This window comes from Natrinema salinisoli, from assembly GCF_020405205.1.
GTDB lineage: Archaea > Halobacteriota > Halobacteria > Halobacteriales > Natrialbaceae > Natrinema > Natrinema salinisoli.
In genome coordinates this window covers 921,078-944,868 of the sequence record NZ_CP084469.1, presented here as the reverse complement: position 1 = coordinate 944,868, position 23,791 = coordinate 921,078, and the positions used below count along the sequence as shown (strand labels likewise).

The window sequence follows — 23,791 nt, the reverse complement described above, 5'->3', positions numbered from 1 at the left end:
GCGGAAACCGTCACGGTGCTCGCGACCGAACGCACGACTGTGAGCGACGACTCATCACCCGCTTCGGCCGGCGATGATGTATCCGCGTCCCTCGAGGCGCAGACCCGCGCGCTCTCCCGCCACCTCGAGGCGACGGCCGAACTCCCGATCGATCGACGGACGAACCGCTGGCTCGGCGAGGCCGAGGCGGTCGCTCGCGACCTCGCGACGAGTGAACTCGATAGTGAAACCACCGTCGAGCGCCTCGAAACGGTCCGACGCCTGCTCGCAGAGGTCGACGACACTGGCCACCCGGGCGCTGACGATCACCTCGAGGCGGCGACACGGGTCTGTATGGAGATTCTCGAGGGCATCGAGCAGGAGGACCCGACGAGTTCCTGACCCCGGCCGTCGCTCGAGGGCGGCCGTGGGCATTGGTCTCCGCGCGTCGGTCAGCGCAGACAACACATGTCGAAACTCCCGCTGGCGGGGACTGGAATCGAGCGCGACGGCTACTCGTGACTGGATGGAAACGCTACAATTTTATGTGAATGCATGACGCGGTCATGGATGATGACACATCGAGACGCGACGCGAGCGCCGACGCGGAGGGGAGCACAGTGAACGCCGAACTGGACCTGCTGGTCAGGCTGGGCGACTACGACCGGCCGCAGGGCGTCGCCGATCGCGCCGTGCAGGCCGAGGACCTGGGCTTCGACCGGATCACGGTCGGGGAGACGACGGGCTGGAACATCGTCCCACCGCTGACGCTGGCGGCCGATCGAACCGAGGATCTCGGCATCTCCAACGACGTCATTTCGCCGTACGGTCGAACGCCGTCGATGCTCGCCCAGACGGCGCTGACGATGCAGGCCGCCGCCGACGGCCGGTTCCGATTCGGAATCGGCCCGAGTTCGCCCGCGATCACGGAGCGCTGGCACGGCCAGGAGTTCGACCGGCCGCTCCGACGCACGCGCGAAGTGATCGAGATCATGCGGGCGGTCTACGAGGAGGGCAATCCCGCGTACGATGGCGAGATCTTCGATATTCCCGGGCTGGACTACGAGCGCGGCCCGAGCGAGAACCCGCCGCCGATCGACGTCGGTACGCTCGGCCCCAAGGCCACCGAAATGGCCGGCCGCTTCGGCGACGGCTGGGCACCCCAGCTGTTCACGAGAGACGGGCTTCGGGATCGACTCGAGGACCTGGAGCACGGTGCCGAACTCGGCGGGAAAGACCTCTCGGATCTGCGAGTGGCCCCGATCGTCCGCGGTATCGCATCGGAGGACCGCGAAACAGCACGTGCGAAAGCCCGTAGCACCGTCGCCTTCCTGCTCGGGGCGTACGGCCCGTATTACGGGAACTCGGTCGCTGAGCAGGGCTATCCCGACGTCGTCGACGAGATCCGGGCCGCCTGGGAGGAGCGGGACACCGACGCGATGGCGGCGGCCCTCCCCGAAGACGTACTCGACGAACTGGCTCCGGCGGGCACGCCAGACGAGGTCCGCGAGTGGGTCGAAGAATACAGCGAGATCGAGGGCGTCGACGCCGTTCGGCTGGGGTTCGTCAACGGGATGGACGAGGAAGACAAACGGACGACGATGGAAGCGGTCGCCGAGCTGTCCTGACTTCGCCCCGTTCCTCCCCTCGCGCTTCTTGCGGTATCCCACGGGCTCGATGATCGACGCGACGAGTCCCGACAATGACAACGGGAGGTAGTGTTTCGATCAGACTCACACGTTGTATATATACGAACCGAGGCTTACCGTCCGTATGATCCCACTACTGAACTCACCCGAAAGCCTCACTGCGTTCGGTGATACGCGTGCCGACGCCGTGGATACGGCGCTGGATCTGTTGGCGAATCAGCGACGACGCGAGGTGTTGGAATACCTCGAGGAGACTGGCGGCTCCGCTACCCTCACGGAACTCGCAGTCGAGGTCGCTACCCGGGAGGCGGGCGCGGAGCCGAACGCGATTTCGGATCACGGTGACGTTTCCGCGAGGGATCGTCGCGCCGTCCGTATCTCGCTGCACCACACCCACATTCCGATGCTGGCGAACGCGGACGTGGTCGACTACGACACCGAGACGGAGACTGTCACGCTCCACGACCGCGGACGGGCGCTGCTCGACCAGCGGGATGCCCTTTCCGAGCCACGTCAGTGAGACCGCAGTGAGGCGACGGTCCTGACGACCGCTACGGCTCGATGACGAGTTTTCCGAGGAAGCTGTCGTTCATGACGGCGCGCTGTGCGTCAGCGGCGTCTTCGAGATCGTAGCGCCGCGCCACGTCGATCGAGAGCTCCCCGGCGTCCATGAGGTGAGCGGCACCCCGGAGCGGGACGCGCAGATCCGGCGTGTTGAACATACTCATGAACTGGTAGGAGACGTCCTTCGACCGGGCAGCCCCGTCGTTCGTAAAGCCCGGATCGGGGCTGTTCTCTCCGATTCCGACGACGCGCCCGCCAGTCGCCGCGACGTCCGCGTCGAACTGGAGGTAGTCGTCCAGCCGGTGATCGAGGATCGCATCGACGCCGCCGTCGGAGGCCTCGAGGACGGCGTCCGCCAGGTCGTCGCGGCTATAGTCCAGTACCGTTTCGGCCCCGTAGTCGGAGATCGCGTCGTGGTATGCCTCGGACGCGGTGGTGATCACTCGGGCACTAACGGCGGCCCCAATCTGGACGGCTGCGTGGCCGACGCCGCCGGAGCCACCGTGGATCAGACAGTACTCCGCCGGCTCGAGGTCGGCGTGGTCGATCAGCGCGCGCCAGGCGGTGACGGCGGCGACGCCCGCGGCGCCCGCTTCGGTCACGTCGGCACCGTCGGGAAGGCGGACGACGCGGTCGGTCGGAACCGTGGCGAACTCGGCATAGGATCCCTGGAATCCACCGTTTCCGATACCGGTCCCGTAGACGCGATCGCCCGCTTCGAACTCCTCGACGGCGTCGCCCATCTCCACGACGGTGCCCGCGAAGTCGACGCCCGGCGTGAACGGCACGTCGACCGGCGCGTACGATCCGTCTCGGAAGTACGTATCGACCGGGTTGACGCCCGCGGACGCGACCTCGATCAGGAGTTCGTCCTCGGCCGGGTCCGGTCGATCGATCTCGTCTACCTGCAGGACGTCGGCGTCGCCGTGCTCGTGAAGGCGGACAGCTCGCATGATACTCGAGACGATGGAACGAGACCGTATAATGGTACACGTGTCGGCAGCCGGAGCCGCGAGCGGTCCGCGCCGACTCCGTCACTGGCGGCTCGGCTGTTGCACCGGCAAGTAGAACCCTTGTATACGCGACTAGCCTCGCCTTCGGCATGAGTGACGCAGACAGCCAGCGGCTCGCGGACACCACGGTCGGGATCTTTCTCGCGCCCGAAGGCACGGAGGAGATCGAGTTCACCGAACCGAAGACGACCGTCGCCGACGCCGGTGCCACCGTCGACGTGCTCGGCAGCGAGACGGGAGAGGCGCGGACCGTGAACGACGACCTCGAGGAAAGCGAGAGCTACGAGATCGAGAAGACCTTCGCGGAGGTCTCCGGGGACGACTACGACGCGCTGATCGTCCCGGGCGGGACCGTGGGCGCGGACACGCTCCGCACCGATGAAGACGGCGTGGAACTCCTGCGACGACACCTCGAGGACGGGAAGCCGGCGGCCGTGATCTGTCACGGCCCGTGGACGCTGATCGAAGCGGACGTCGTCGACGGGCGAACGCTGACCTCCTACCACAGCCTGCAGACCGACGTCCGCAACGCCGGCGGCGAGTGGGTCGACGAGGAAGTCGTCGTCGACGACGGACTCGTGACGAGTCGGAACCCGGACGATCTCGAGGCCTTTTGCGAGACGATTCTCGAGGAGTTCGCGTCCGAACAGCGCTAAAAGCTGCTACTGACGGGCGTTTGCTGTGGCGCACGCTGAGCCGCGGTGAACGTGTGAACCGCGGCTCGACATCGTGCGAGGGATGAGCGAACGCCGTGAGGCGTGAGCGAATCGGCTGGGGAGGGCGTGGCAAATCCGTGTTGCCAGCGTGAGCAGCGCTCTGCTCGCCATTCTAACTCAGATATTCTGCCAATCGTGGCGGCACGGATTCGCCACGTCCTCCCCAGCCGATTGCGGTCCTCGCTCCCAGCGGTCGCTGCGGTCCTCATCCCTCGCACGGTGTCATCAGCCGCCCTCGTTAGCACTCGGTCGGCTGGTAGCGCGCGCCACCACGCGCCCATCTGTTGGTACGAAATGGAAGCGCGAATCAGAAACGCTATCGAACTGCCCGCGTCGCGTCGGCCATGATCTCGAGCGCCTCTTTCAACTCCTCCGTCCCCGTCGCGTACGAGAGTCGCGCGTAGCCCTCACCGTTCGCGCCGAAGGCGTCGCCGGGGACGACGACGACGCCGCGCTCGAGCACTTCTTCACACCAGCCGTCGGGGACCTTCGGCATCGCGTAGAACGCCCCCTCGGGCGTGGGGACCTCGAGGCCGGCGTCCGTTAGCCCGTCCAGTACGAGGTCGCGCCGCTCCTCGAAGGTATCGACCATCTCCTGCACTCGATCCTGCGGCCCGGTCAGGGCGGCCTCCGCGGCGTACTGTGCTGGTGCGGAGGCGCAGGCCTGCCCGTACTGGTGGACCCGGAGCATGCGTTCGATGCGACGATTGGAGCCGACGACCCAGCCGAGTCGCCACCCCGTCATCGAGTAGGTCTTCGAGCAGGCGCTGACGACGACGACGTTGTCCGTCTCGGCGAACTCGAGCGGCGAGTGATGCTCGCCCTCGAAGACGATGTGTTCGTAGACCTCGTCTGAGATGCAGAGCACGTCGTGCTCGTCGGCGATGCGGGCGAACTCGCGCATGTCGGCCTCGCTCTGGACGGCTCCCGTGGGATTCGCGGGACTGTTGACGACGAACGCCGCCGTCTCGTCGGTGATCGCGTCCTCGACCGTCGCGGGATCGAGCGTGAGGTCTTCCCGGAGGCCGACCGGTTTCGGCGTGCCGCTGGCGATGTGGGTCAGCGCGTCGTAGGAGACGAAACCGGGATCGGGGAAGATGACCTCCTCGCCCGGGTCAACGTGGGCCTCGAGCGCGAGGTGCAAGGCTTCGCTACCGCCCGAGGTCGCGATCACGTCCGCCGGATCGACCTCGAGTCCGTAGTCTCGGTCGTACTTCGCCGAAATCGCCTCCCGGAGCTGCGGGGTTCCCTTGTTCGACGTGTAGGCGTCGGCCTGCCCGGCCTCGATGGCCTCGATCGCGCCGCGGCGGGCGTGGGCGGGCGTCGGAAAGTCCGGTTGTCCGAGTCCGAGGTTGATCGCGTCGTCACCGGCAGCCTCGAACACTTCGCGAATGCCGCTGATCGACACCTGCTCGACTCTGTCTGCGAATTCGGTCATGACTAAGTGGGAGGGGGCGATCCCGATAACTCTTGATAAAGTTGCGAGCGCATACCCCCGTCTTTAGGCGCGGGAGGAGGTCAAGTGTTCGTCAGTCTCGATTCAGCACCGACTGTCACGGATTCCTGACGCTCTTGTCTACGAAACGGAAGATGCCACAAGGAATATACCGCTCGTACGGCATTCTCGGACAATGACACCCTCTCGACGATCGCTGCTTGCCGCAGGCGCGACAGGGACGGTCGCACTGACCGCCGGCTGTCTCGGGTTCGTCCTCGGCAACGAGCCGCTCGAGTTCGACGCCGACCGCGTAGCGCCTACTGACCAGAAACTCGACGAAACGGGCTACGAAGAGCAAGAAGTCAACGAAGAGACGATAGAGCGGTCCGAAGAGATCGGCGGCGTCGAACGCGATTTCAAAGCGTCGCTCTGGACGTCGGTCTACACGAAGACGGTCGAGTACGCCGGCCAGGAGCGCGAGGGAAGCGCGTTCGCCGCCGTCTCGATACCCGGGATGACGGTCGCCGGCCGATCCGTCAATCCGCTCGCGGACATGTCGAACAAGGAACTGCTCGAGGAGTTCCTGAGTCAGCTCGAGGGAGAGAACGGCAGTATCGACGATATCCAGCACGACGAGACGTTCTCGCTCGATATCCTCGGTGAGAGCCGCGACGTCGACGCCTTCACGGGCGAAACGGAGATGGACGGGCAGACGATCGAGATCGAGATCAAGGTCACGTCGTTCGACCACGAGGACGACCTGCTCGTCTTGCTCGGGGTCTACCCGAAACGACTCACCGAGGAGTCGGCGAACGTCGAGGAACTCATGGAGTCCGCCGAACACCCGCTCGATAGCTGATTCTGACGCCTCGCTGGCTTCGCTCGAGATAGCGCGTTTCGGCGGCCTACCGTTCGTTCAGCATCCCCATCGCTGCTCGCACGCTGAAAAACGAAAAATCCGTGGTCGGAAGACCGCGGTTAGTAGAACTCGCGGACGAGGTCCATCGCGTCGTCGGGCGCGCCGTCGGGGATCTCGGACATGTCCTCGGTGACGCCGTGTTCTTCGTGGTACGGGACCGAGTTTTCGTTCTGGTACATGACTCCCTGATATTCCTTGTCGGAGTCAAGGATGACTCCCTTGGCGGCCTCGTAGTCGTTCGGATCGTGGTCCTCGTCCTGGAGGTCCACGAGGTTGTCGCGGAAGTAGTCGTACGTGTCGACGTCGTTGAACGTGACACACGGGCTGAAGACGTTGACGAAGCCGAAGCCGTCGTGCTCGATGGCTTTCTCGATGATCTCGGCGTGGCGCATCGCGTCCGAACTGAACGACTGAGCGATGAAGCTCGCTCCGGAAGCGAGTGCGAGTGCGAGCGGGTTGACCGGCGGCTGCTTCGGCCCTTCGGGGGTCGTGCTGGTCTCGAAGTCCGACCGCGAGGTCGGCGAGGCCTGTCCCTTCGTCAGGCCGTAGATGCGGTTGTCCATGACCACGTAGGTCATGTCGACGTTCCGGCGGACGGCGTGGACGAAGTGACCGGCACCGATCGAGTAGCCGTCACCGTCGCCGCCGGCGACCATGACCTCGATGTCGGGACGGGCCATCTTGACGCCGGTGCCGACCGGGAGCGCACGGCCGTGGACCCCGTGGAGGGCGTAGCTGTGCATGTAGGTCCCGATCTTGCCGGAACAGCCGATCCCGGCGACCACGAAGGTGTTGTCGGGATCGTTGCCGGTGTTCGCGAGGGCTTTCATCATACCGTTCATCGTCCCGAAGTCGCCGCATCCGGGACACCACGTCGGCTGCTTGTCGGACTTGAAGTCGGTGAATCGTACGTCGGAGCTCATTATGCTGGTACCTCCTCGGAGAGTTTCTCGGTAATCGCGTCTGCGAGTTCGTCCGCCTTGAATCGGACGCCTGTATACTTGTTAATGCGCTTTACACGGGTAAGCACGTCGCGTTCGATCACGTCCGCGAACTGCCCGGTCGCGTTACACTCGACGACGATCGTGTCGTCGGCGGCCTCGATCTCCTCTGTCAGGTCCGGCCGCGGATAGATGTAGGGCACCGAGATGACGCGGACGTCGATCCCGTCGTCCTCGAGGTAGTCGAGCGCTTCGACGAGCGCGCCTTCGTTCGAGCCCCACGAGATGATGAGGTTCTCGGCGTCGGCGTTTCCGAACTCCCGGTAGTCCCAGTCCTCTTGCTCTCGGGCAGTCTCGACCTTGCGATACCGCTTGTCGACCTGATGAACCCGTTCGTCTTCCTCCTCCGTCCGGCGGCCGAGCTCGTCGTGCTCGAGGCCGGTGGACATGTGGGCGGCGTCGGTCGTACCGGGGATGGCTCGCGGGCTGACGCCGTCCTCGGTGACGGCGTGGGCCCGGAAGTGGCCCTGGGCGTCGAGCCACTCGTCGACCTCGTCTTCGTCGACGAGCTTGCCGCGGTCGATCTCGACTTCGTCCATGTCGAACGCTTCCGGCGGGAACGTCTGTTCCGTGACCGACATCGCCAGGTCGGAGACCAGGAAGACGGGCGTCTGGTACTTCTCGGCGAGGTTGAACGCCTCGACGGTCTTCCAGAAACACTCGGTGATCGACGTGGGGGCGACGACGAACCGCGGAACCTCACCGTGGCCGCCGTACAGCGCCATGTTGAGGTCGCCCTGTTCCTGCTTCGTCGGCATCCCGGTCGAGGGGCCGGAGCGCTGGACGTCGGTGATGACCAGCGGCGTCTCGCTGGTCGCGACCAGACCGAACGTTTCGGTCATGAGGTCGATCCCCGCGCCCGACGTCGCGGTCATCGATCGGGCACCGGATCGTGCGGCACCGAGTGCCATATTGATCGCCGACAGCTCGTCTTCGGCCTGCACGACGTGGCCGCCGTAGTCGTCGATACGGCCCGTCAGGTACTCCATGATCGACGTCGCGGGCGTGATGGGGTAGCCGGCGTAGAACCGACAGCCGGCCGCGAGTGCGCCCATCCCGATCGCCTCGTTCCCGTTGAGCAGCACGTAGTCGTTGTCCGTCGTCTCGATGTTGTAGCCGAGGTGGTCCAGATCGTAGTTCTCTCGGACGTACTCCTGCCCTACTCGGGCGGCTTCCTTGTTGTTCTCGACGATCTTCGAGCCCTTGCCGCCGAAGCGCTTCTCGAGGGCCTCGTCGAGGTACTCGACGTCGAACCCGGTGATCTCGCAAGCGGCACCGAGCGCGACGATGTTGCGCATGATCGCGCCGCCGGCCTCCTCGGCCAGCGACTTCAGCGGTACGTCGACGGCGGTCATCTCGTCGGGAATCTCGGCCTCCCAGGAGCGTTCGCCGTCGTAGATGATGGCGCTGCCCTCGTGGAGCTCGTCGAGGTTCTCGTCGATCGTCCGCTGGGTGAGCGCGACCAGAATATCGAGCCGGTCGACGACGCTCTGAACCTGATCGACGGAGGTGCGGATCTTGTAGGAGGTGTAGCCGCCACGGATCCGCGACGCGAAGTCTTTGGAGGTGAATACGTGCCGTCCGGCTCGGGAAAGGGCCTGAGCGAAGATTTTCCCCGTGGAGTCGATACCGTCCCCGGCCTCGCCTCCAACCGCCCAGTTGAGATCCTCTGCCATGTTGTGCTGAGACTTGCCCCCCATAAATGAAAAGGCTTCTGAAACCCCAGTCGGACGGCCGCAACAGCGGGAAATATGTTCGATAGCGGGGGACAGTTCCATTAACCAGTATAGATTTCGGCGATAACGTTTCGCGGCGGAAAAACTGACAACTCCGTGTGCGTGTATTCTCATAGTCCAGGATATTTCACGGTCCAGATTCGTAACTGCTGTCACCGCGAGGTCGCGGAGGGAACAGAACGTCTTTTCAACCGGCCGCCGAACCAGTTCGATATGGAAGGGACGCCAGTCAGCATCGAATCGGTCACCGAAGTCGGTCCCGATACGGTCACGCTCGAGCTGGAGACGCCCGATGGGTTCGACGCCCTGCCGGGGCAGTTCGTCTTGCTCCGAGCGAAACCGGACGACGAGGTACTCTCCCGCCACTACACGCTCTCCTCGCCGTCCGTGGGGGAGACGTTCGAACTCACCGTGGGCGTCGATCCCGACGGCGATCTCTCGCCGTGGCTCGCCGACCTCGATACCGGCGAAACCGTCCACATCGACGGACCGTTCGGCCGGATCACCTACGAGGGCGAGAGCGATATCGTCGCAGTCGCCGGAGGCCCGGGAATCGGCCCATCGGTTGCGGTCGCCGAAGCAGCCCACGATGCGGGCCACGAGGCCGTCGTGATCTATCAGGCGGACGAGCCAGCACACACCGCTCGACTCGACGCGCTCGAGGACGCGGGCGCGACGGTCATCATTGTCGCCGGTGATAGGACGGACGAACTGGCCGATACGATCGCGAGACACCGCGATGCAGGCCAGCTGTACGCCTTCGGGTTCGACGACTTCGTCACGTTCGTCGCCGACGCGATCGAGGACGCCGGCGGCGACTCGGACGACGCGCTGATCGAAAACTTCGGCTAACGACCGGCGGGAATCTCGGTCGATCTCCCTCGAGTCACCGACGCGACGGACTCACTCCTCGGGCGCTTCGGACAGTCCCAGTTTCAGGAACGCGAGCGCCGCCCCGAGCAGCGCGGTGTTCTTGGCGAAGTGGAAGAACTCCTGTTGTCGCATCTCGGGATCGTCCATCTCCCAGAAATCGTGCATCATCGGGGTGGTTCCGGCGAAGAACGCCGCCACCGCAGCGGCTGACGCGACGGGCACCCGCCACAGCGCCACGCCGAGACCGCCGAACAGGAGCCCCCCGCTCGCCGCCGGGACCGAAAGCGACGGGACCGGCGCGCCCTTCGACTCGGCGTACTGAATTCGGCCCTCGAGGTTCCGGAAGTTGTCCGTCGCCATGACGGCGAGAACGGCACCGAACAGGACGCGTCCGAGTCGAAACAGTCCGCTCTCGCCGATCGAGTCGGCCGTCGAGTCGGACTGACGGAGCGGCGTTCGCTCGCTGGTCCCCGTCTCACGGTGTATCAGGCTACGCATGGATCGGACTAGACGCGCGACGGCTTTCAGTCCGACCGTGACATGTGCCTGTCTCGGGAATGCTGACTTCCGGGCGAGAAAATAGGTTAGAACGCCTGACAAAGGTGTTTATCCCTCATCGTGGTCGAATCAGGTATGCGACGGCGAACCCTCCTCGCTGGGACGACCGGCGTACTCTGCGGATTGGCCGGGTGCACGAGTTCCGAGTTCGAGCGACTCAGTGCAGCGAGCGATATCGACGGAGACGAGATAGACGGGAACTCGAGCAACGAATCCGACCGGAGCGATACGGATTCCGAATCGGACACGCCGATCGAGGTCGGGAACCCCGACGACGTTCCGTTCCCAGCTGCACACCCGCCACACGAAGTCGTCCTCCGGAATCCAGGTGACACCGAACGAGCGATTTCGGTAGTGATCGCGACCGACAGTGACGAGCAATCCGATGGAAGCATCGATGATACCAGTGATGACGGCAGCGGCGATGACGATCCGCTACTCGAGCGCGAGTTCGACCTGCCGGCAGGAGAACGGATCGCGTTCGCCCTCGTCGAACCGCGTTCGTACGCGATCACCGTTCGAACCGACAGCGACGATGGGACGGGCGAGTCGACCGTGACTAACGGGATCGACCGGCAGCCGTTCGATTGCGTCCGATCGCGAACGACGATAACGCTCCGCGAAACCGGCGTTCGGACCGAGTCGACCTCGACGTCCGCTCCCTGTCCGGTACCGGCGGTCGCGGACGCGTCGCTCGAGATCGACGATCGGACGTGTGCGGGCCGGATGGACGGCCATCAGGCGGTCGTCGAGTTTGCGGACGAGGCCGTGATCGTCGACGGTGATATCACGCTTCCAACGCCCTGTCACGGCGTCTCGGTGACGGAGACGGCGTACGACGAGCGCCGCGACGTCCTCGCGATCACCGTCGCCGTCGGCGATCGGGACGCGGGCACCTGTATCGACTGTCTCGGCGTCGCCGACTACGAGGCCCGAATCGACCTCGACGGCCGCTATCCCGGCCGGGTCACGGTTTCCCACGAAACCGCCTCCGAAACGAAGGAAATCACGGCGGTCGACTATCCGGGAGACGTGTGACGAGCATCGATCGACGGTCGGTTTCGGAACTCTCGAACTCGGGACAGCCGCCGTCCGATTCGGTCAGTGTTCGACGAGTTCGATCAGGATGCCGCCAGTGTCTTTCGGGTGCAGGAACGCCACCGAGTGGCCCCACGCGCCCGGTCGCGGCTCCTCGTCGATCAACGCCACCTCGTGATCGCGGACCGTCTCGAGGGCCCCCTCGATGTCGTCGGTCGCGAGCGCGAGGTGGTGAATTCCCGCGCCGTTGTCCTCGAGATACCGCGAAACCGTCCCTTCTTCGAGCGGCTCGAGCAGTTCGAAATAGCCGTCGCCACACTCGAGGAAGACGACGCGGAGCCCGTCGAACTCCTCCTCGTGGGCGACCTCGAGGCCGAAGAGGTCGCCGTACAGTTCCGCAAGCGCCTGTGCGTCGTCGGTCGCGATCCCGGCGTGATCGAAGTGCATGTGATTGTACTGTTCGGGGTGTCCGTGTTACTGTTATGATTTTTCGTCGGAGACGACCGGGCCTCGCGGTGACGGACCGGTGGCCTCGCGATCGTCAGTTATCTGGGCGGTATCGACGCGTTGCGACAGCGCAGAAAAGGGTGATCGCGAGGGCGACCTACTCGTCGCTCGAATCGCTACTCGTCGGTCGTCAGATTACCGTCGGTCTCGTTCGCAGCCGTCACGTTACCGTCGGTCTCGTTCGCAGCCGTCACGTTACCGTCGGTCTCGTTCGCAGCCGTCACGTTACCGTCGGTCTCGTTCGCAGCCGTTTCGTTCCCGCCCTCCATGTCAGCACTCTCCTGCGGCGGTGAGAGGGACTCGCCTTCCTCGGGCGGAACGATCTCGAGGACCCGACCGGTATCACCTTCGGGGACACCGACCTGGTTCACGAGGACGTAGACGTTGCCGTCGTCGTCCTGCCCGAACTGTCGGACGAAGAAGGGGAAGGTGTCGCCTTCGATGCCCGCGACCTGGAGTTCTTCCATCTCCCAGAGCTCGTCTCGCGGGACGACCTGCTCCTGACCGTCACCGTCGGCGGTCGGCATGTCGCCACCGGCAGTCTCGTTGGTGGCGTTCGTCTCGTTCTCGAGGCCTTCCTGTTCGACATCCGGGACGTCGGTCGCGTTGGTGGCGTTGGTGTCGTTAGTCTCGTTCACGAAGCCTTCCTGTTCGATTTCCGGGACGTCGGTCGCGTTAGTAGCGTTGGTCGCGTTAGTCTCGTTGCCGCCGGCCTCGTCGGGCATCTGTCCGGCACCGTCTTCCGGCTCCGAGGCGGCGAGGAGTCGCCCCGCTGGGGACTGGCGCGCCGGGTCCGCCGTCCAGTCGCCGAAGATGTACTTCCCGTTCAGCTCCTGCACGGCGTCGGCCTCGTAGACGTGACCGCCGACGATCGCGATGCCGACGACTTGCTCCTGATAGACGTGGGGGTACTCGACGATCGGGTCCTGGAACTCCTGCCCGTCGTACGGCGGCTCATCGGGGGCCGAGTCCGGACACTCCTCCGGCGGCTGGCCGGGCGTCTCCGGGCTGAAGCAGTGGGTCCCCTCCTTGACGTTCCAGCCGTAGTTCCCGCCCGACTCGATGATGTCGATTTCCTCGAAGAGGTCCTGCCCGAGGTCGGCGACGAACAGCCGGTCGTCGCTGTCGAACGAGATGCCGAACGGGTTCCGGAGGCCCCAGGCGTAGTGTTCGGGGAGGGCGTTCTCGGCGTCGACCAGCGGGTTGTCGTCCGGAATACCGTACGGTCGATCGTCGCCCTCAGTGTCCACGTCGATCCGGAGGACGCTGCCGAGCAGGTTCTCGCTGACGTCCTGCCCGTTCCCGCCCTCGTTGTCGCTGTACCAGTCGTCGACGTGACCCAGCATGGCGTCGTTGGCACCACCGCCGTCGCCCATCGGGACGTACAGGTAGCCGTCTGGCCCGAACGCCATCGGTCCCGAGTTGTGATTGTACTGGGGCTTCTGGAACTCCATGATTACCCGCTCCGACTCGGGATCCGCCGCGGTCATGTCATCGTTGGCCTGGAACTCGGAAACGACCTCGACGTGGCTCCAGCCGTCCGGCGTCTCGTCGTTCGGCGGCGCACTGTAGTGGACGAACAAGCGCCCGTTCTCCGAGAAGTCGGGATGGGGGTCCACGCCGAGCAGCCCTCGTTCGTCGTACTCCGAGTTCGGATCCGCGTAGTCGCCCTGGAAAGTTCCCAGCTCGACCATCCGATCGCTCACGTCGAGGAACGGCTCGTCCTGCAGTCCGTCGTCGGTGACGACCCAGAGTTCGCCGGTCTGGTCGGTGACGAAATAGCGGCCCTCGTCGGCGACCGCCATGTCCGTCGGCGCGGTCATGCCCTCCGCGATCGTCTGGACGCCGATCTCGGTTCCCGACTGGAAGAAGCCCTCCATCTGGCCGGCCGCCTCCTGCTGGCCACCGCCGCCGCTACTGAGTTCGATGCTCCCCCGCATCGTGTTGGGGTGGACGACACAGTAGTACTCGGCCATTTCGCTCGTCGCCTCGAACTCGAGTGTCTGCGTTTCTCCCTCGCCGGAGATGATCTCGGTGCTCTCGAGTTCGTTCCCCTCGGAGTCGAGGATGGCGATGTTGTGGGCCGCGCCGTCGACGTTCTCCCAGGTGATCTCGTAGGTCGTTCCCTCCTCTAACTCGAGGGTCGGGTTCGTCTCATCCTCGATATCCGAAGGAGACCGTCCTATCCAGCCGCTCGTCTCGCCACCGAGTTCGATCGTCTCGGTGTCCTGACCGACGGCGACGCCGCCCAGCGCGGCGACGCCACCTGCGGCCGCTGCCGCTCGCAGCACGCGGCGGCGGGACGGATAGTTGTCAGCGGACTCCGTTACAGGGGTCGATCGCTCGTCGGGTTGCTCGCTCATGTTGCGCTCACGACAGCGCCGTCGCCCGATATGAGGATAAACAGAACCGACCGTTCCCCCGAATTCCCCGCTCAACTGGGGGTTATCTTCGAACCGCCGGACGGGAGCGGGTGTAAAACGGTATTACTCGAGACACATCTCCGGCATTACTCGGCTCCAATTCGATATTCAACCGGTCACATCGCGCCACCGGGCTGGTACTCCCCGAACTCGTCGCGCATGACGTTACAGATCTCGCCGACCGTGGCGTACGTCTTGACCGCGTCGATGATGTAGGGCATCAGGTTCTGGTCGCTCCGCGCGGCATCCCGCAGCGCCTCGAGCGCTGCGTCGACGGCCTCGTCGTCGCGGTCCTCGCGGACGGCAGCGAGGTTGTCGATCTGGCGCTGCTGGTCCTCTTCGGTGACCTCTTCGACGTCCATCGCGGGGTCTTCGTCGACTTCGAACTCGTTGACGCCGACGATAATCCGCTCTTTCTCCTCGATCTCCTTCTGGCGGTCGAAGGCCGTATCCTGAATCTGGCGCTGGACCCACTGTTGCTCGACGGCCTCGAGCATCCCGCCGCGGTCGTCGACCTCGTCTAAGATCTCGTAGGCTTCCTCCTCGACCTCGTCGGTGAGGGATTCGACGTAGTAGCTGCCCGCCAGCGGGTCGATGGTGTCGGCCGCGCCGGACTCGTGAGCGAGGATCTGCTGGGTTCGCAGCGCCGTGCGGACGGATTCCTCGGTCGGCAGGGCGAGCGCCTCGTCCTTGCCGTTCGTGTGGAGACTCTGGGTACCACCGAGAACCGCCGCGAGGGCCTGATAGGCGACGCGAACGACGTTGTTCTCGATCTGCTGGGCGGTCAGCATCGAGCCCGCGGTCTGGGTGTGGAATTTGAGCTGTTTGGACTTGGGATCGTCCGCGTCGAAGCGCTCGTCGATGATGTCGTGCCACATGCGGCGGGCCGCGCGGAACTTGGCGACCTCCTCGAAGATGTTGTTGTGGCCGTTGAAGAAGAAAGAGAGCTGCGGCGCGAAGTCGTCGACGTCGAGGCCGGCCTCGATCGCCGTCTCGACGTATTCGATCCCGTCGCCCAGCGTGAACGCGAGCTCCTGTGCGGCCGTCGATCCGGCCTCGCGGATGTGATACCCCGAGATCGAGATGGTGTTGAACTTGGGCGTTTCCTCGGCGCAGAACTCGAAGATGTCCGTGATGATCCGCATCGACGCCTCCGGCGGGTAGATGTAGGTGTTTCGCGCGATGTACTCCTTCAGGATGTCGTTTTGAATCGTCCCCCGAAGCTCCTCGCGGTCGACGCCCTGCTGGTCCCCGACCGCGATGTACATCGCCAGCAGCACCGACGCCGGCGCGTTGATCGTCATCGACGTCGAGACCTCGTCGAGCGGGATGCCGTCGAAGACGGTCTCCATGTCGTCCAGCGAGTCGATCGCGACGCCGGCCTTCCCCACCTCGCCCGCGGCCATGGACGCGTCGGAGTCGTACCCCATCTGGGTCGGCAGGTCGAAAGCCATCGAGAGTCCCGTCTGCCCTTCGTCGAGCAAGTAGTGATAGCGCTCGTTGGTGTCTTCCGGCGTCGAGAACCCGGCGTACTGGCGCATCGTCCAGAGCCGACCGCGGTACCCGGTCGAGTACACCCCGCGCGTGTACGGCGGTTCGCCCGGGTTCCCCAGATCCTCCTCGTAGTCGAGATCGCCGGTGTCCGCAGGCGTGTAGAGCCGATCGACCTCCTGGCCGCCCGTATCAGTCGTGAACGTTTCCTTTCGCTCGCCGAAGCGCTCGAGGACCGGTTCGACCTCCGCCTCGTGCCACTCCTCCTTGCTGGCCCGGATCTCCTCGAGTTCGTCGGGATCGAACATTATGATTATCGTGGGTACGGCGGGGCTTGAACTTTGATGAACACGTCAAGTTTCCGCGCCGCGGTCGCGGCCCGGGACGCCAGTCCTCCTAGACGCTGTCGTCCGGGTCGTGTCGGGCCGCCATTCGCGACGCTTCCTCGGCGTACCGCTCCCGCGTCGCGGGGTCGTCGACGGTCCCGAGCGCGTCGGGCGAGACGAGCAATCCGGCTTTCGTCTCTCGAGCGGGGCCGGTGAAACTCGTGAGCGCCCGCTCTCGGCGGTGGTACCGCCGGCCGTCATCGGTCGCGTACACGAGGATGACGATGTTGAGTTCGTCGTCCCCGTACGTTCGCTCGACGAGCCAGACGCGGGTCTCGTCGCGCTCGGTCTCGGAATCGGTGCTCCCGGTCGTCGAATCGGAATCCTTCGCGTTCATGACTGTCGTTCGTATCGGCACGGCCGCTTATGTCTCGAGGCATCGATACACCGCGCATGTCCAAGGACCCGGCCGGGCCGTCGATGCCGACCGACGACGCGGGCGACCGCCGTCGCGCTGCCCGGTACGTGCTGCCGCTCCTCGTGATCGGCGTCGCGAACCTCGCGCTCTTGCTCCGGTGGGGTCTGGACCCGCTCTGGGCGTTCGCTATCCTGCCGCCGATGGCGTTCCTCTCCGGTATCGGCTGGATCGCGTTTCGATACGGCTTCGACGAGCGACCCGCCGGCTCGAAATCGAACCGATGAGACGCATCGAGTCGGTGCCACCACTACCACCCCTCTACCGACCGGTATCGTACTTGTACGTCGCCGACTCCGGATCGATACCGAAGTCCTCCGGGGAGTCGTCGTCGTCCACCTCCCCGCGCCCTTCCGGAGCCCGCTTGAACGCTTCTCGGAGGGCCTCTGGCATCCGAAACTCACCGACGTCGATCGTCAACGGCACCGCCTCGGGATCGGACCCCTCGCGTTTGTCCTCGAGTCGCTCCTGCAGGACGGCCGGCAGATCGGACTCACCGATCCGCTGGAACCCGAACTGGGCGAGATAGGAACCCTCGCCGGTCAGGACGTAGACCGTGTCGAACCCCTCGTCGCTGGCGTACTCCACGAGTCGTTCGACGACGTGTGCGCCGACGCCCTGTTCCCGCCAGCCCTCGAGGACGCCGATACTGGTCAGTTCACAGACGGCGCCGTCCGAGTCCTCGTCGGTCTTGTGGATACGAATGCGGCCGAATCCGGCTTTTTCACCGGATTCCTCGTCGATCGCGACGACGTAGTCACGGGAGCGAAACGCCGTCTCGTCGAGCCCCATCGACTCGATGTGATCCAGCAGCCAGACCTCCTCCCTGTTTTTCGCGTCCCGCACGTACATGATTCGACGTAGGAGGTGTGCAGCCAAAAGCGTTTGTGGGCTGCCAGTATCGCGCAGTCACCGTTTCGCGGTTCCCCCGTTCCGACTCGTCATCCCTAATGATCAACCTACTATAACTAGGAGTTGGAAGCCACTACCTGTCAACTAATCAGATGGCTCGACCGCGAGCCGAGCCGTTCCGTCGGCTGACGGCGTCGATTCGAACCCGTCCCTAACAGCGTAGCCCGGGCACACAATCGGGTAGCTGACTAATCACTGATAATGAACGTCACCACCGAGTCGCTGGCCGACTGCATCGACCGAATCGAAACCGACCGGAAGACGATCCGGGTGTGCAACCCCGCCGACGACGCGGACGTATCGCTCCTCGAGTCGTTTTTCGACCCGCACGACGTCGACGTCGAAATCGTCGACGCGCCCGGTCGCCCGGCGAGCGTCGTCGATCTCCGCGCGGACGGTCGGCGCATCGCCTCGAGTCCGCTCGACGACGTTCGACGCTACGCCCGGGCCTGGGAAGAGTCGATGACCGTCGGGCTGCGGGCCGACCGGCCGGCAGTGGTCACCGAGTTGGCGGACAACTACTTCGAATCGTACGACAAACAGCGGATGATCATGGCCTCGCGGATCGTCGAATTCAGGGCCTGGAACGTCGGTGGGGGCGAGCTCCACGCGGGCTTCCAACAGTTATCCAAACTCGACCATCAGCCCGAAGTCTACCGAAACCTCGCGTCGTCGAGCGTCGACACCCACGTCTACGGCGAACCCGACCGAGAGCCGCTCCCGGAACTCGAGCTGACGGTTCACGGGGGTGAGAGCGAGGAACTCCGCCGTCACTGGTGGGTCGCCTACGACGGGAACGGCGATGACGAGGAAAAAGTCGTCCTCCTCGCACAGGAACGAGGTCCCAACCAGTTCTACGGGTTCTGGACCGAACGACCGGCCGTCGTCGACGACGTCATCGCTCGCATGGAATTCCTCGCCTGAGTCGCGTCGCGGCTCGATCACTGCCGAGGCGGACTCCCAGCGACTACCAGTCCGACGGCCCGACGTCCGAGAGCCGGGTTCGGAGTCGACTCAAACGCGCCACTCGCGCCCAGAGGGCATATCCGCCGATCGCACCGAGCGAGGTGAGGAGCAGAAACGAGCAGAAGTACCACGGCTTCGACTGAACCACGACCAGTCCCTTCGCGGGAGCGGGTACGACGCCGAGCGCCAGCAGGTAGAACGCGGTGAGGAGCGCGAGCGAAGACCGGCGGTAGCCGTGCCAGTAGAGGATCCCCACGAGCACGCCCGAGAGCAATCCGAGTTGACCGGAGTGAAGCTCGGGAATCGTGCTAAAAATCGACGATAAGACAGTCTCGACTGTGGCCATGAATGCGTTGCTTCGCCGGAGACCCCGTATGCGTACCCCTGCACCGATCCATGTACTATAACGGCGACCGAACGCGGGTTTCGACGGAACACCGATCGCTCTATTCGCGGGGAATCCTCGACTGTCAGCGCCTCCTCGAACGATCGCGCAGTTGACACACCTCTCGAGCGATCACCCGGTGGACAGTGACTCCTCGAGCCGGTCCTCGATGGCGTCCAGTTCCTCGCGCAGGGCCTCGCCCTCCTCCCCCTCGAGGTCGTCGATGCGGTCGGCGATCCCCTGCAGTCGCGAGTACTTTTCGCCCTCGTCGACGCCGGTCTTCTGGACGTAGACGTCCTCGTCGACGTCGTAAACTGCCTCGTCCTCGAGCGCGGTGACGGCAAGGACGACGTCCAGCTTGTCCCGATCGATGCCCGTGACCCACTCGCGCGGGATGCCGTGTTCGTCGAGCGCGTCGAAGACCGTCTCCTCGTCTTTGGGTCGCTGGCGCTCCCTGGTCGTCCGTCGGACGGTCCCGTACCGTCCGTGGAGTTCCTGCTCGGGGCCGAGTCGCTCGAGCAGGGGGTCCCTCGCGGACCGGCGCAACCGATCGGCACCGTGTTGCACGTCGGACGCGAGCACGTAGAGGTCCGTCAGCGAGTCGGTATCGAGCGCCGAGGGATCGTCGGCGTCGAGGCGCTCGAGCAGTGCCGCGAGCACCATCGCGTCGTCGTGGACCCGCTCGGGCGGCTCCCGCGCGTCCGCCGCCGAAACGAGAAACGGGCTCTCCCCGCCGACGCCGTCGGGATCGTAGCTGATCTCGTCGTCGGAAACGCTGTACTCGTCTCCGATCGTCACGATGCTGGCGTAGGGCTCGACCCCCGGTTGGAGGTGTTCGACCGAGACCGTTCCTTCGTCGAGTTGCTCGAGGAAGACGACGAACTGCTCGCGCCAGAGCGGGCGGGTCTCGCCGCTGTCGCCGAAGCGGACGACGATCCGGTCGTCGTCGGTCCGTTCGATCTCGAACGGACGGCCGGAGACCGGGGTCACGAGTTCGGCACCCGGCTCGAGGTCCTCGCAGTGCGTTCGGAGGGTCGTCCAGGTGTCGTCGGGTTCCATAGCCTGAGTACGACGAGCGAGCGCAAAAAGCGCGGCCACGAATCTGCCACCACAGTCTCGCTCGCCGGACGGTGGCGTCGTCAAAATTCCGGTCGAGCGGGCGGCTCGAGCGGGTGCTCACCGCCGACCGTGAGAGGCGTCCGACTACTGGAGAATCGAGGGGAGTTTCGAGAGGGACGGGATGTGATAGGTCGGCGTCACGTCGGTCTCGTCTCGGCCGCTCTCTGCGGACCGCGAGAGCAACGCCGAATCGATCCCGGCGTTGTCCGCCGCCTGCACGTCGACCGGCCGATCGCCGACGTACAGCGCGGATTCAGCCTCGAGAGAATCCATCGCGGCCTCGATATTCGTCGAATCGGGTTTGCGCCGATCGAGCCCGTCGGGAGTCAGCGGACAGCCGTAAACGGTCTCGAACAGCGATCGGAGCCCGAACCGATCGAGCAGCGTCGAGACGACGGTCGGATGGTTGTCGCTGACGATTCCGAGCGGGTGCTCGAGCGACCGCACAACAGCGACGTCGTCGTAGGCCGAGCGCAGTCCGCGCTCGACCTCCTCGCGCTGGGTCCGAACCATCTCGCGGGCGGCCTGCGCACAGAAGACGTCGGTCTCGATGCCGAGGGTGTGGCACCGCCTGGCGATGGATTCGAAGTCCCCGCGCACGAGTTCCTGGAGCGTCTCGGCCGCCGGCCCGGACCGACCGAGTTTCTCGTACGTCCGTCCGAGGGCGTCGGAGAGCCGCTCGGGCGGGGGTGTTTCGACCACGACCCCGTCGAAGTCGAACAGGACCGCGTCGTATTGCATTGTCAGCTGGACGTTTGGTTTCCGGAACAATAATTGTATCTGATATGTATGGGCCGAGTTATCACGTTTCGTTCATGGTGTCGACGAAACGGAAAGCTAAGACCCTTGGAATGGTAGTGTGACTCATGCTTCACGCGGACGGGCCACTACTCACCGTCGACGTCGGTGAGCGAACTGCGACCGAGACGACCATCGACGAAACGCTCGAGGCGGCCGTCGGCGGGCGGGCAGTCGCGACCGCCCTCGCCCACGAACGGATCCCGTTCGACGCGGACCCGTTCGGCCCCGAGAACCGGGCGTACCTCGCCACCGGACCACTCCAGCAGTCCCAGATGTCATTTACCGGTCGGATGAACATGACAGCTCTCTCGCCCCTGACAGACGGCCTGGTCTCGACCAACGCCGGCGGCTATCTCTCCCGGAATTTCGTCGAGACGGGGATCAGCGTCCTCGAGGTCGCCGGCGAGAGCGACGAGTTGCTGGCCGTCCACGTCACCGATCAGGGTGTCGAGTTCGAGGAAGTGCCCGAACTCGAAGGGGCCACGGTGCCCGAGACCTCCGACTACGCGGCCGAGCACCACGACCTCGGCCCGGAAAACTGCGTCGCGATCGGGCCGGCCGGCGAGAACGAAGTACGGTTCGCCTCGGTGATGACCTTCGACTCACGAGCGTTCGGTCGCGGCGGGCTCGGGGCCGTCCTGGGATCGAAGAACGTCAAGTGCGTCACCTTCGAGGGGGACAATGCACCGACCGTCGAGATTCCGGACCCGCCGGAAACGGACGTCCACCGGGAAGCGGCCCAGTCGGACGACCGGATGCGACGGCAGGGAACGACGGGCGGCACCGAGTTCATCAACGACAACTTCTCGCTTCCGACGCGCTATTTCAACGAGTACGGATTCGAGCACGCCGATCGGATCGGCGGCAACGCCGTCGAGGAGAAAAAGTACAAGAAAGGCGCCTGTTCGGCCTGCGCCTACGCGTGCAAACTTCCGACTCGAGACGAAGAAACCGGCGTCGAAACCGAAGGGCCGGAGTTCGAGACCGTCTACGCCTTCGGTTCGAGCCAGGGCGTGGGCGACATCGTCGACGTCATGCGGGCGAACGAGCTCTGTGACAGCCTCGGCATGGACACGATCTCCGCGGGCGTCACCGTCGCGGCCTACCTCGCGAGCGAAGACGAGTTCGGAAACGCGGAACTCGCACGGGAGATCACCGAGAAAATAGCGCGCCGCGAGGGGATCGGCGACGCGCTCGCGGAGGGCGTCGCCCGCTGTCACGACGACCTCGGCGTCGACGACTACACCGTCAAGGGAATGGAGTTCGCCGCCCACGACGGACGCGTCCTCCACGGCCAGGGGCTCTCCTACGCGCTCGCGAACCGGGGTGCGGACCACATGTACGCCGGGATGTTGACACTCGAGTACAGCGGCGAACTGGATCCGGAGGGCACCCTTGGAAAGGCCGAGCGGCTCGTGCACGAGGAGAACGCCGCGGCGTTCCGGGATACGGGTATCGTCTGCGCGTTCGGCAGCGATTACGTCACTGAAGACCGGCTGGAAACCCTGTTCGACGCCGACTACGAGGATCTCATGGAGATCGGGGCCCGAACCGTTCGTCTCGAGCGCCACTTCAACAACCGCCGCGGGTTCGACCGAAGCGACGACGGATTACCCTACGAGATTCCCGACCTCGAGACCGCGATCGACGAATATTACGCGACGCGGGGCTGGACCGACGACGGGATCGTCCCGGACGCGGCGCTCGAGTCGATCGCACCCGCGCCGTCGGCGGATTGAGGATTCCGGGCGTCGACTCGTCGCGACCGGTCAGCCCCCGTAGACCGACGGCACCAGCCGGATCACCGCGTCCTCATCGAGATCCGTCTCGAGGCCATCGATGTGGACGACGTTCTTTCCGTCTCGGGTAACGACTGTGTCCCCCGCCAGCCCGCCGTCGGCCACGAGTTCGCCCTCGAGTCCCGGGTGCGTCGCCTCGAGATCGACAAGTAGTTCGCCGACGGTTTCGGCGTCCGTTTCGAAACGAACGGTCTTCTCGCCGACCGCGTCGCGAAAGGGGCCGAAGAAGACGCACTCGAGTTGCACGGCGTGATGTTCGTCGCGAGAGCCCTTGTAGCCGACGGCCTGACGCACCCGTGCGGACCACCGTCAGGAGTCCGGTCGCTGCTGTCGGATACTGAGCCTCGACAGTGCTCCGTCCCACGAGTTACGGGACGTCGTCCGGCACGTCGAAATCGTGGAAGTGCTCCCCTTTCTCCTTGCTGAGGATATCGAGCGCCGCCGACGCGCCGTCGCCCGCGGCGATGACAGCCTGCCACTCCTCGTCCCGGACCATCGCGCCCGTCGCGTACAGGTCGTCGATGCTCGTCTCCGTATCGAGGTCGACGTCGACGGTGCCATCGTCGTCGAACTCGACCCCCAGCTCCTTCGCCATCGAGCGATCCGCGCCGGTCGCCAACACGAGGTAGTCGGCGTCGTACTCGCCGTCTTCGGTGTCGACCCGGAAGCCGCCGTCGCCGGGGTCGACGTCGGCGACTTCCTCGCCGACACGGACGTCCGCACCGCGATCTCGGACCTGGCCGCGCGTGAGTTCCATGAATTCATCGCCGCTGATGCTCCGAATGCCTGGATAGTTGAACAGGTGGGCCTTGTGCATCCACGTCTCGTCGGTATCGAAGACGACGGTCTCGAGCCCGTTCTTCGCGGTGAAGAGCGCTGCGCTCAGGCCGGCGGGGCCACCGCCGACGATTACAACGTCTGGCATGGCCGATCCGACCACGAACGGCAAAATAAACGATTTCACCGGCCTGCGTGACTGTCACGAGCGCTGGCATACCCGACGCCGACACCGTCCGTCTCCGCTCGCTGCAGTCTCGAGCGGAGACCTCCAGGAGAACGACCGATCCGCCGCGACCGCAATCCTGTTGATATTCCTCGCCCGA

25 protein-coding genes are annotated in these 23,791 nt (G+C 64.9%); 10 read left to right on the top strand and 15 right to left on the bottom strand.

The annotated features are described in order from the left end of the window. Positions 1-39 precede the first annotated feature (39 nt). From LDB05_RS04715 to LDB05_RS04705, 3 genes are all read left to right on the top strand, one after another. On the top strand, positions 40-381 hold the full coding sequence (locus LDB05_RS04715) for a DUF8152 family protein (protein WP_226006773.1): 342 nt from the start codon (positions 40-42) through the stop codon (positions 379-381). A 218-nt stretch (positions 382-599) separates the two neighbouring features. Beyond that, positions 600-1,607, top strand: coding sequence for a TIGR04024 family LLM class F420-dependent oxidoreductase (locus LDB05_RS04710; RefSeq protein WP_226007869.1), 1,008 nt, complete (start codon positions 600-602; stop codon positions 1,605-1,607). A 145-nt stretch (positions 1,608-1,752) separates the two neighbouring features. Next, positions 1,753-2,148, top strand: coding sequence for a DUF7344 domain-containing protein (locus LDB05_RS04705; protein WP_226006772.1), 396 nt, complete (start codon positions 1,753-1,755; stop codon positions 2,146-2,148). 31 nt (positions 2,149-2,179) lie between these two features. Here LDB05_RS04705 and LDB05_RS04700 read toward each other — a convergent pair whose 3' ends face one another. Then, the gene (locus tag LDB05_RS04700; protein ID WP_226006771.1) at positions 2,180-3,145 is read right to left on the bottom strand and encodes an NADPH:quinone reductase; all 966 of its coding nucleotides are present in this window, start codon (positions 3,143-3,145) and stop codon (positions 2,180-2,182) included. Between the two features lie 149 nt (positions 3,146-3,294). Here LDB05_RS04700 and LDB05_RS04695 point away from each other — a divergent pair, with 149 nt between their 5' ends. Continuing rightward, positions 3,295-3,861, top strand: coding sequence for a type 1 glutamine amidotransferase domain-containing protein (locus LDB05_RS04695; protein ID WP_226006770.1), 567 nt, complete (start codon positions 3,295-3,297; stop codon positions 3,859-3,861). 376 nt (positions 3,862-4,237) lie between these two features. On the opposite strand, the gene LDB05_RS04690 is transcribed toward LDB05_RS04695, so the two are convergent. Then, positions 4,238-5,359: a pyridoxal phosphate-dependent aminotransferase gene (locus LDB05_RS04690; RefSeq protein WP_226006769.1), complete on the bottom strand. Its 1,122-nt coding sequence runs from the start codon at positions 5,357-5,359 to the stop codon at positions 4,238-4,240. Positions 5,360-5,552: 193 nt separating this feature from the next. Here LDB05_RS04690 and LDB05_RS04685 point away from each other — a divergent pair, with 193 nt between their 5' ends. Further along, on the top strand, positions 5,553-6,218 hold the full coding sequence (locus tag LDB05_RS04685; RefSeq protein WP_226006768.1) for a DUF6517 family protein: 666 nt from the start codon (positions 5,553-5,555) through the stop codon (positions 6,216-6,218). Between the two features lie 119 nt (positions 6,219-6,337). Here LDB05_RS04685 and LDB05_RS04680 read toward each other — a convergent pair whose 3' ends face one another. Further along, entirely contained in the window at positions 6,338-7,201 is an 864-nt protein-coding gene (locus LDB05_RS04680) for a 2-oxoacid:ferredoxin oxidoreductase subunit beta (RefSeq protein ID WP_226006767.1), read from the bottom strand. Next, on the bottom strand, positions 7,201-8,955 hold the full coding sequence (locus tag LDB05_RS04675; RefSeq protein WP_226006766.1) for a 2-oxoacid:acceptor oxidoreductase subunit alpha: 1,755 nt from the start codon (positions 8,953-8,955) through the stop codon (positions 7,201-7,203). The genes LDB05_RS04680 and LDB05_RS04675 overlap by 1 nt, the downstream gene beginning before the upstream one ends. 273 nt (positions 8,956-9,228) lie before the next feature. On the opposite strand from LDB05_RS04675, the gene LDB05_RS04670 reads away from it, so the two are divergent. Then, positions 9,229-9,867: an FAD-dependent oxidoreductase gene (locus LDB05_RS04670; protein ID WP_226006765.1), complete on the top strand. Its 639-nt coding sequence runs from the start codon at positions 9,229-9,231 to the stop codon at positions 9,865-9,867. A gap of 51 nt (positions 9,868-9,918) precedes the next feature. On the opposite strand, the gene LDB05_RS04665 is transcribed toward LDB05_RS04670, so the two are convergent. Beyond that, positions 9,919-10,386, bottom strand: a complete 468-nt coding sequence (locus tag LDB05_RS04665; protein ID WP_226006764.1) for a DoxX family membrane protein — start codon at positions 10,384-10,386, stop codon at positions 9,919-9,921. Positions 10,387-10,521: 135 nt separating this feature from the next. Between LDB05_RS04665 and LDB05_RS04660 the strand changes: the two genes are divergently transcribed. After that, on the top strand, positions 10,522-11,484 hold the full coding sequence (locus LDB05_RS04660; protein ID WP_226006763.1) for a hypothetical protein: 963 nt from the start codon (positions 10,522-10,524) through the stop codon (positions 11,482-11,484). 63 nt (positions 11,485-11,547) lie between these two features. Here the strand turns inward: LDB05_RS04660 and mce are convergent, their stop codons facing one another. The 4 genes from mce to LDB05_RS04640 form a co-directional block, all read right to left on the bottom strand. Continuing rightward, a complete protein-coding gene (mce, locus tag LDB05_RS04655; RefSeq protein ID WP_226006762.1) occupies positions 11,548-11,931 on the bottom strand; it encodes a methylmalonyl-CoA epimerase in 384 nt (127 codons plus the stop codon). 176 nt (positions 11,932-12,107) lie between these two features. Further along, on the bottom strand, positions 12,108-14,354 hold the full coding sequence (locus tag LDB05_RS04650) for a PQQ-dependent sugar dehydrogenase (protein WP_226006761.1): 2,247 nt from the start codon (positions 14,352-14,354) through the stop codon (positions 12,108-12,110). Between the two features lie 176 nt (positions 14,355-14,530). Beyond that, a complete protein-coding gene (locus tag LDB05_RS04645) occupies positions 14,531-16,213 on the bottom strand; it encodes an acyl-CoA mutase large subunit family protein (protein WP_226006760.1) in 1,683 nt (560 codons plus the stop codon). 88 nt (positions 16,214-16,301) lie between these two features. Continuing rightward, a complete protein-coding gene (locus LDB05_RS04640; protein WP_226006759.1) occupies positions 16,302-16,628 on the bottom strand; it encodes a DUF7967 family protein in 327 nt (108 codons plus the stop codon). 56 nt (positions 16,629-16,684) lie between these two features. On the opposite strand from LDB05_RS04640, the gene LDB05_RS04635 reads away from it, so the two are divergent. Next, positions 16,685-16,933 carry a DUF8142 family protein gene (locus LDB05_RS04635; RefSeq protein ID WP_226006758.1) on the top strand — a complete coding sequence of 83 codons (249 nt, stop codon included), beginning with the start codon at positions 16,685-16,687 and terminating at the stop codon, positions 16,931-16,933. 34 nt (positions 16,934-16,967) lie between these two features. Here the strand turns inward: LDB05_RS04635 and LDB05_RS04630 are convergent, their stop codons facing one another. Next, positions 16,968-17,558: a GNAT family N-acetyltransferase gene (locus LDB05_RS04630; protein ID WP_226006757.1), complete on the bottom strand. Its 591-nt coding sequence runs from the start codon at positions 17,556-17,558 to the stop codon at positions 16,968-16,970. A gap of 261 nt (positions 17,559-17,819) precedes the next feature. Between LDB05_RS04630 and LDB05_RS04625 the strand changes: the two genes are divergently transcribed. Continuing rightward, complete coding sequence (locus tag LDB05_RS04625) at positions 17,820-18,542, top strand: DICT sensory domain-containing protein (protein ID WP_226006756.1); 723 nt, start codon at positions 17,820-17,822, stop codon at positions 18,540-18,542. A 43-nt stretch (positions 18,543-18,585) separates the two neighbouring features. Here LDB05_RS04625 and LDB05_RS04620 read toward each other — a convergent pair whose 3' ends face one another. The 3 genes from LDB05_RS04620 to LDB05_RS04610 all read right to left on the bottom strand — a co-directional run bounded on the left by LDB05_RS04620 (position 18,586) and on the right by LDB05_RS04610 (position 20,829). Continuing rightward, positions 18,586-18,930, bottom strand: a complete 345-nt coding sequence (locus LDB05_RS04620; protein WP_226006755.1) for a hypothetical protein — start codon at positions 18,928-18,930, stop codon at positions 18,586-18,588. A 171-nt stretch (positions 18,931-19,101) separates the two neighbouring features. Then, positions 19,102-20,028: a DUF7983 family protein gene (locus tag LDB05_RS04615; RefSeq protein WP_226006754.1), complete on the bottom strand. Its 927-nt coding sequence runs from the start codon at positions 20,026-20,028 to the stop codon at positions 19,102-19,104. Between the two features lie 144 nt (positions 20,029-20,172). Beyond that, positions 20,173-20,829, bottom strand: coding sequence for an HAD family hydrolase (locus tag LDB05_RS04610; protein ID WP_226006753.1), 657 nt, complete (start codon positions 20,827-20,829; stop codon positions 20,173-20,175). A 125-nt stretch (positions 20,830-20,954) separates the two neighbouring features. Here LDB05_RS04610 and LDB05_RS04605 point away from each other — a divergent pair, with 125 nt between their 5' ends. Continuing rightward, a complete protein-coding gene (locus LDB05_RS04605) occupies positions 20,955-22,628 on the top strand; it encodes an aldehyde ferredoxin oxidoreductase C-terminal domain-containing protein (RefSeq protein ID WP_226006752.1) in 1,674 nt (557 codons plus the stop codon). 30 nt (positions 22,629-22,658) lie between these two features. Here the strand turns inward: LDB05_RS04605 and LDB05_RS04600 are convergent, their stop codons facing one another. Together LDB05_RS04600 and LDB05_RS04595 are read right to left on the bottom strand one after the other, a co-directional pair. Beyond that, the gene (locus LDB05_RS04600; RefSeq protein WP_226007868.1) at positions 22,659-22,934 is read right to left on the bottom strand and encodes a ubiquitin-like small modifier protein 1; all 276 of its coding nucleotides are present in this window, start codon (positions 22,932-22,934) and stop codon (positions 22,659-22,661) included. A gap of 121 nt (positions 22,935-23,055) precedes the next feature. Beyond that, a complete protein-coding gene (locus LDB05_RS04595) occupies positions 23,056-23,613 on the bottom strand; it encodes an NAD(P)/FAD-dependent oxidoreductase (RefSeq protein ID WP_226006751.1) in 558 nt (185 codons plus the stop codon). Positions 23,614-23,791: the final 178 nt, after the last annotated feature.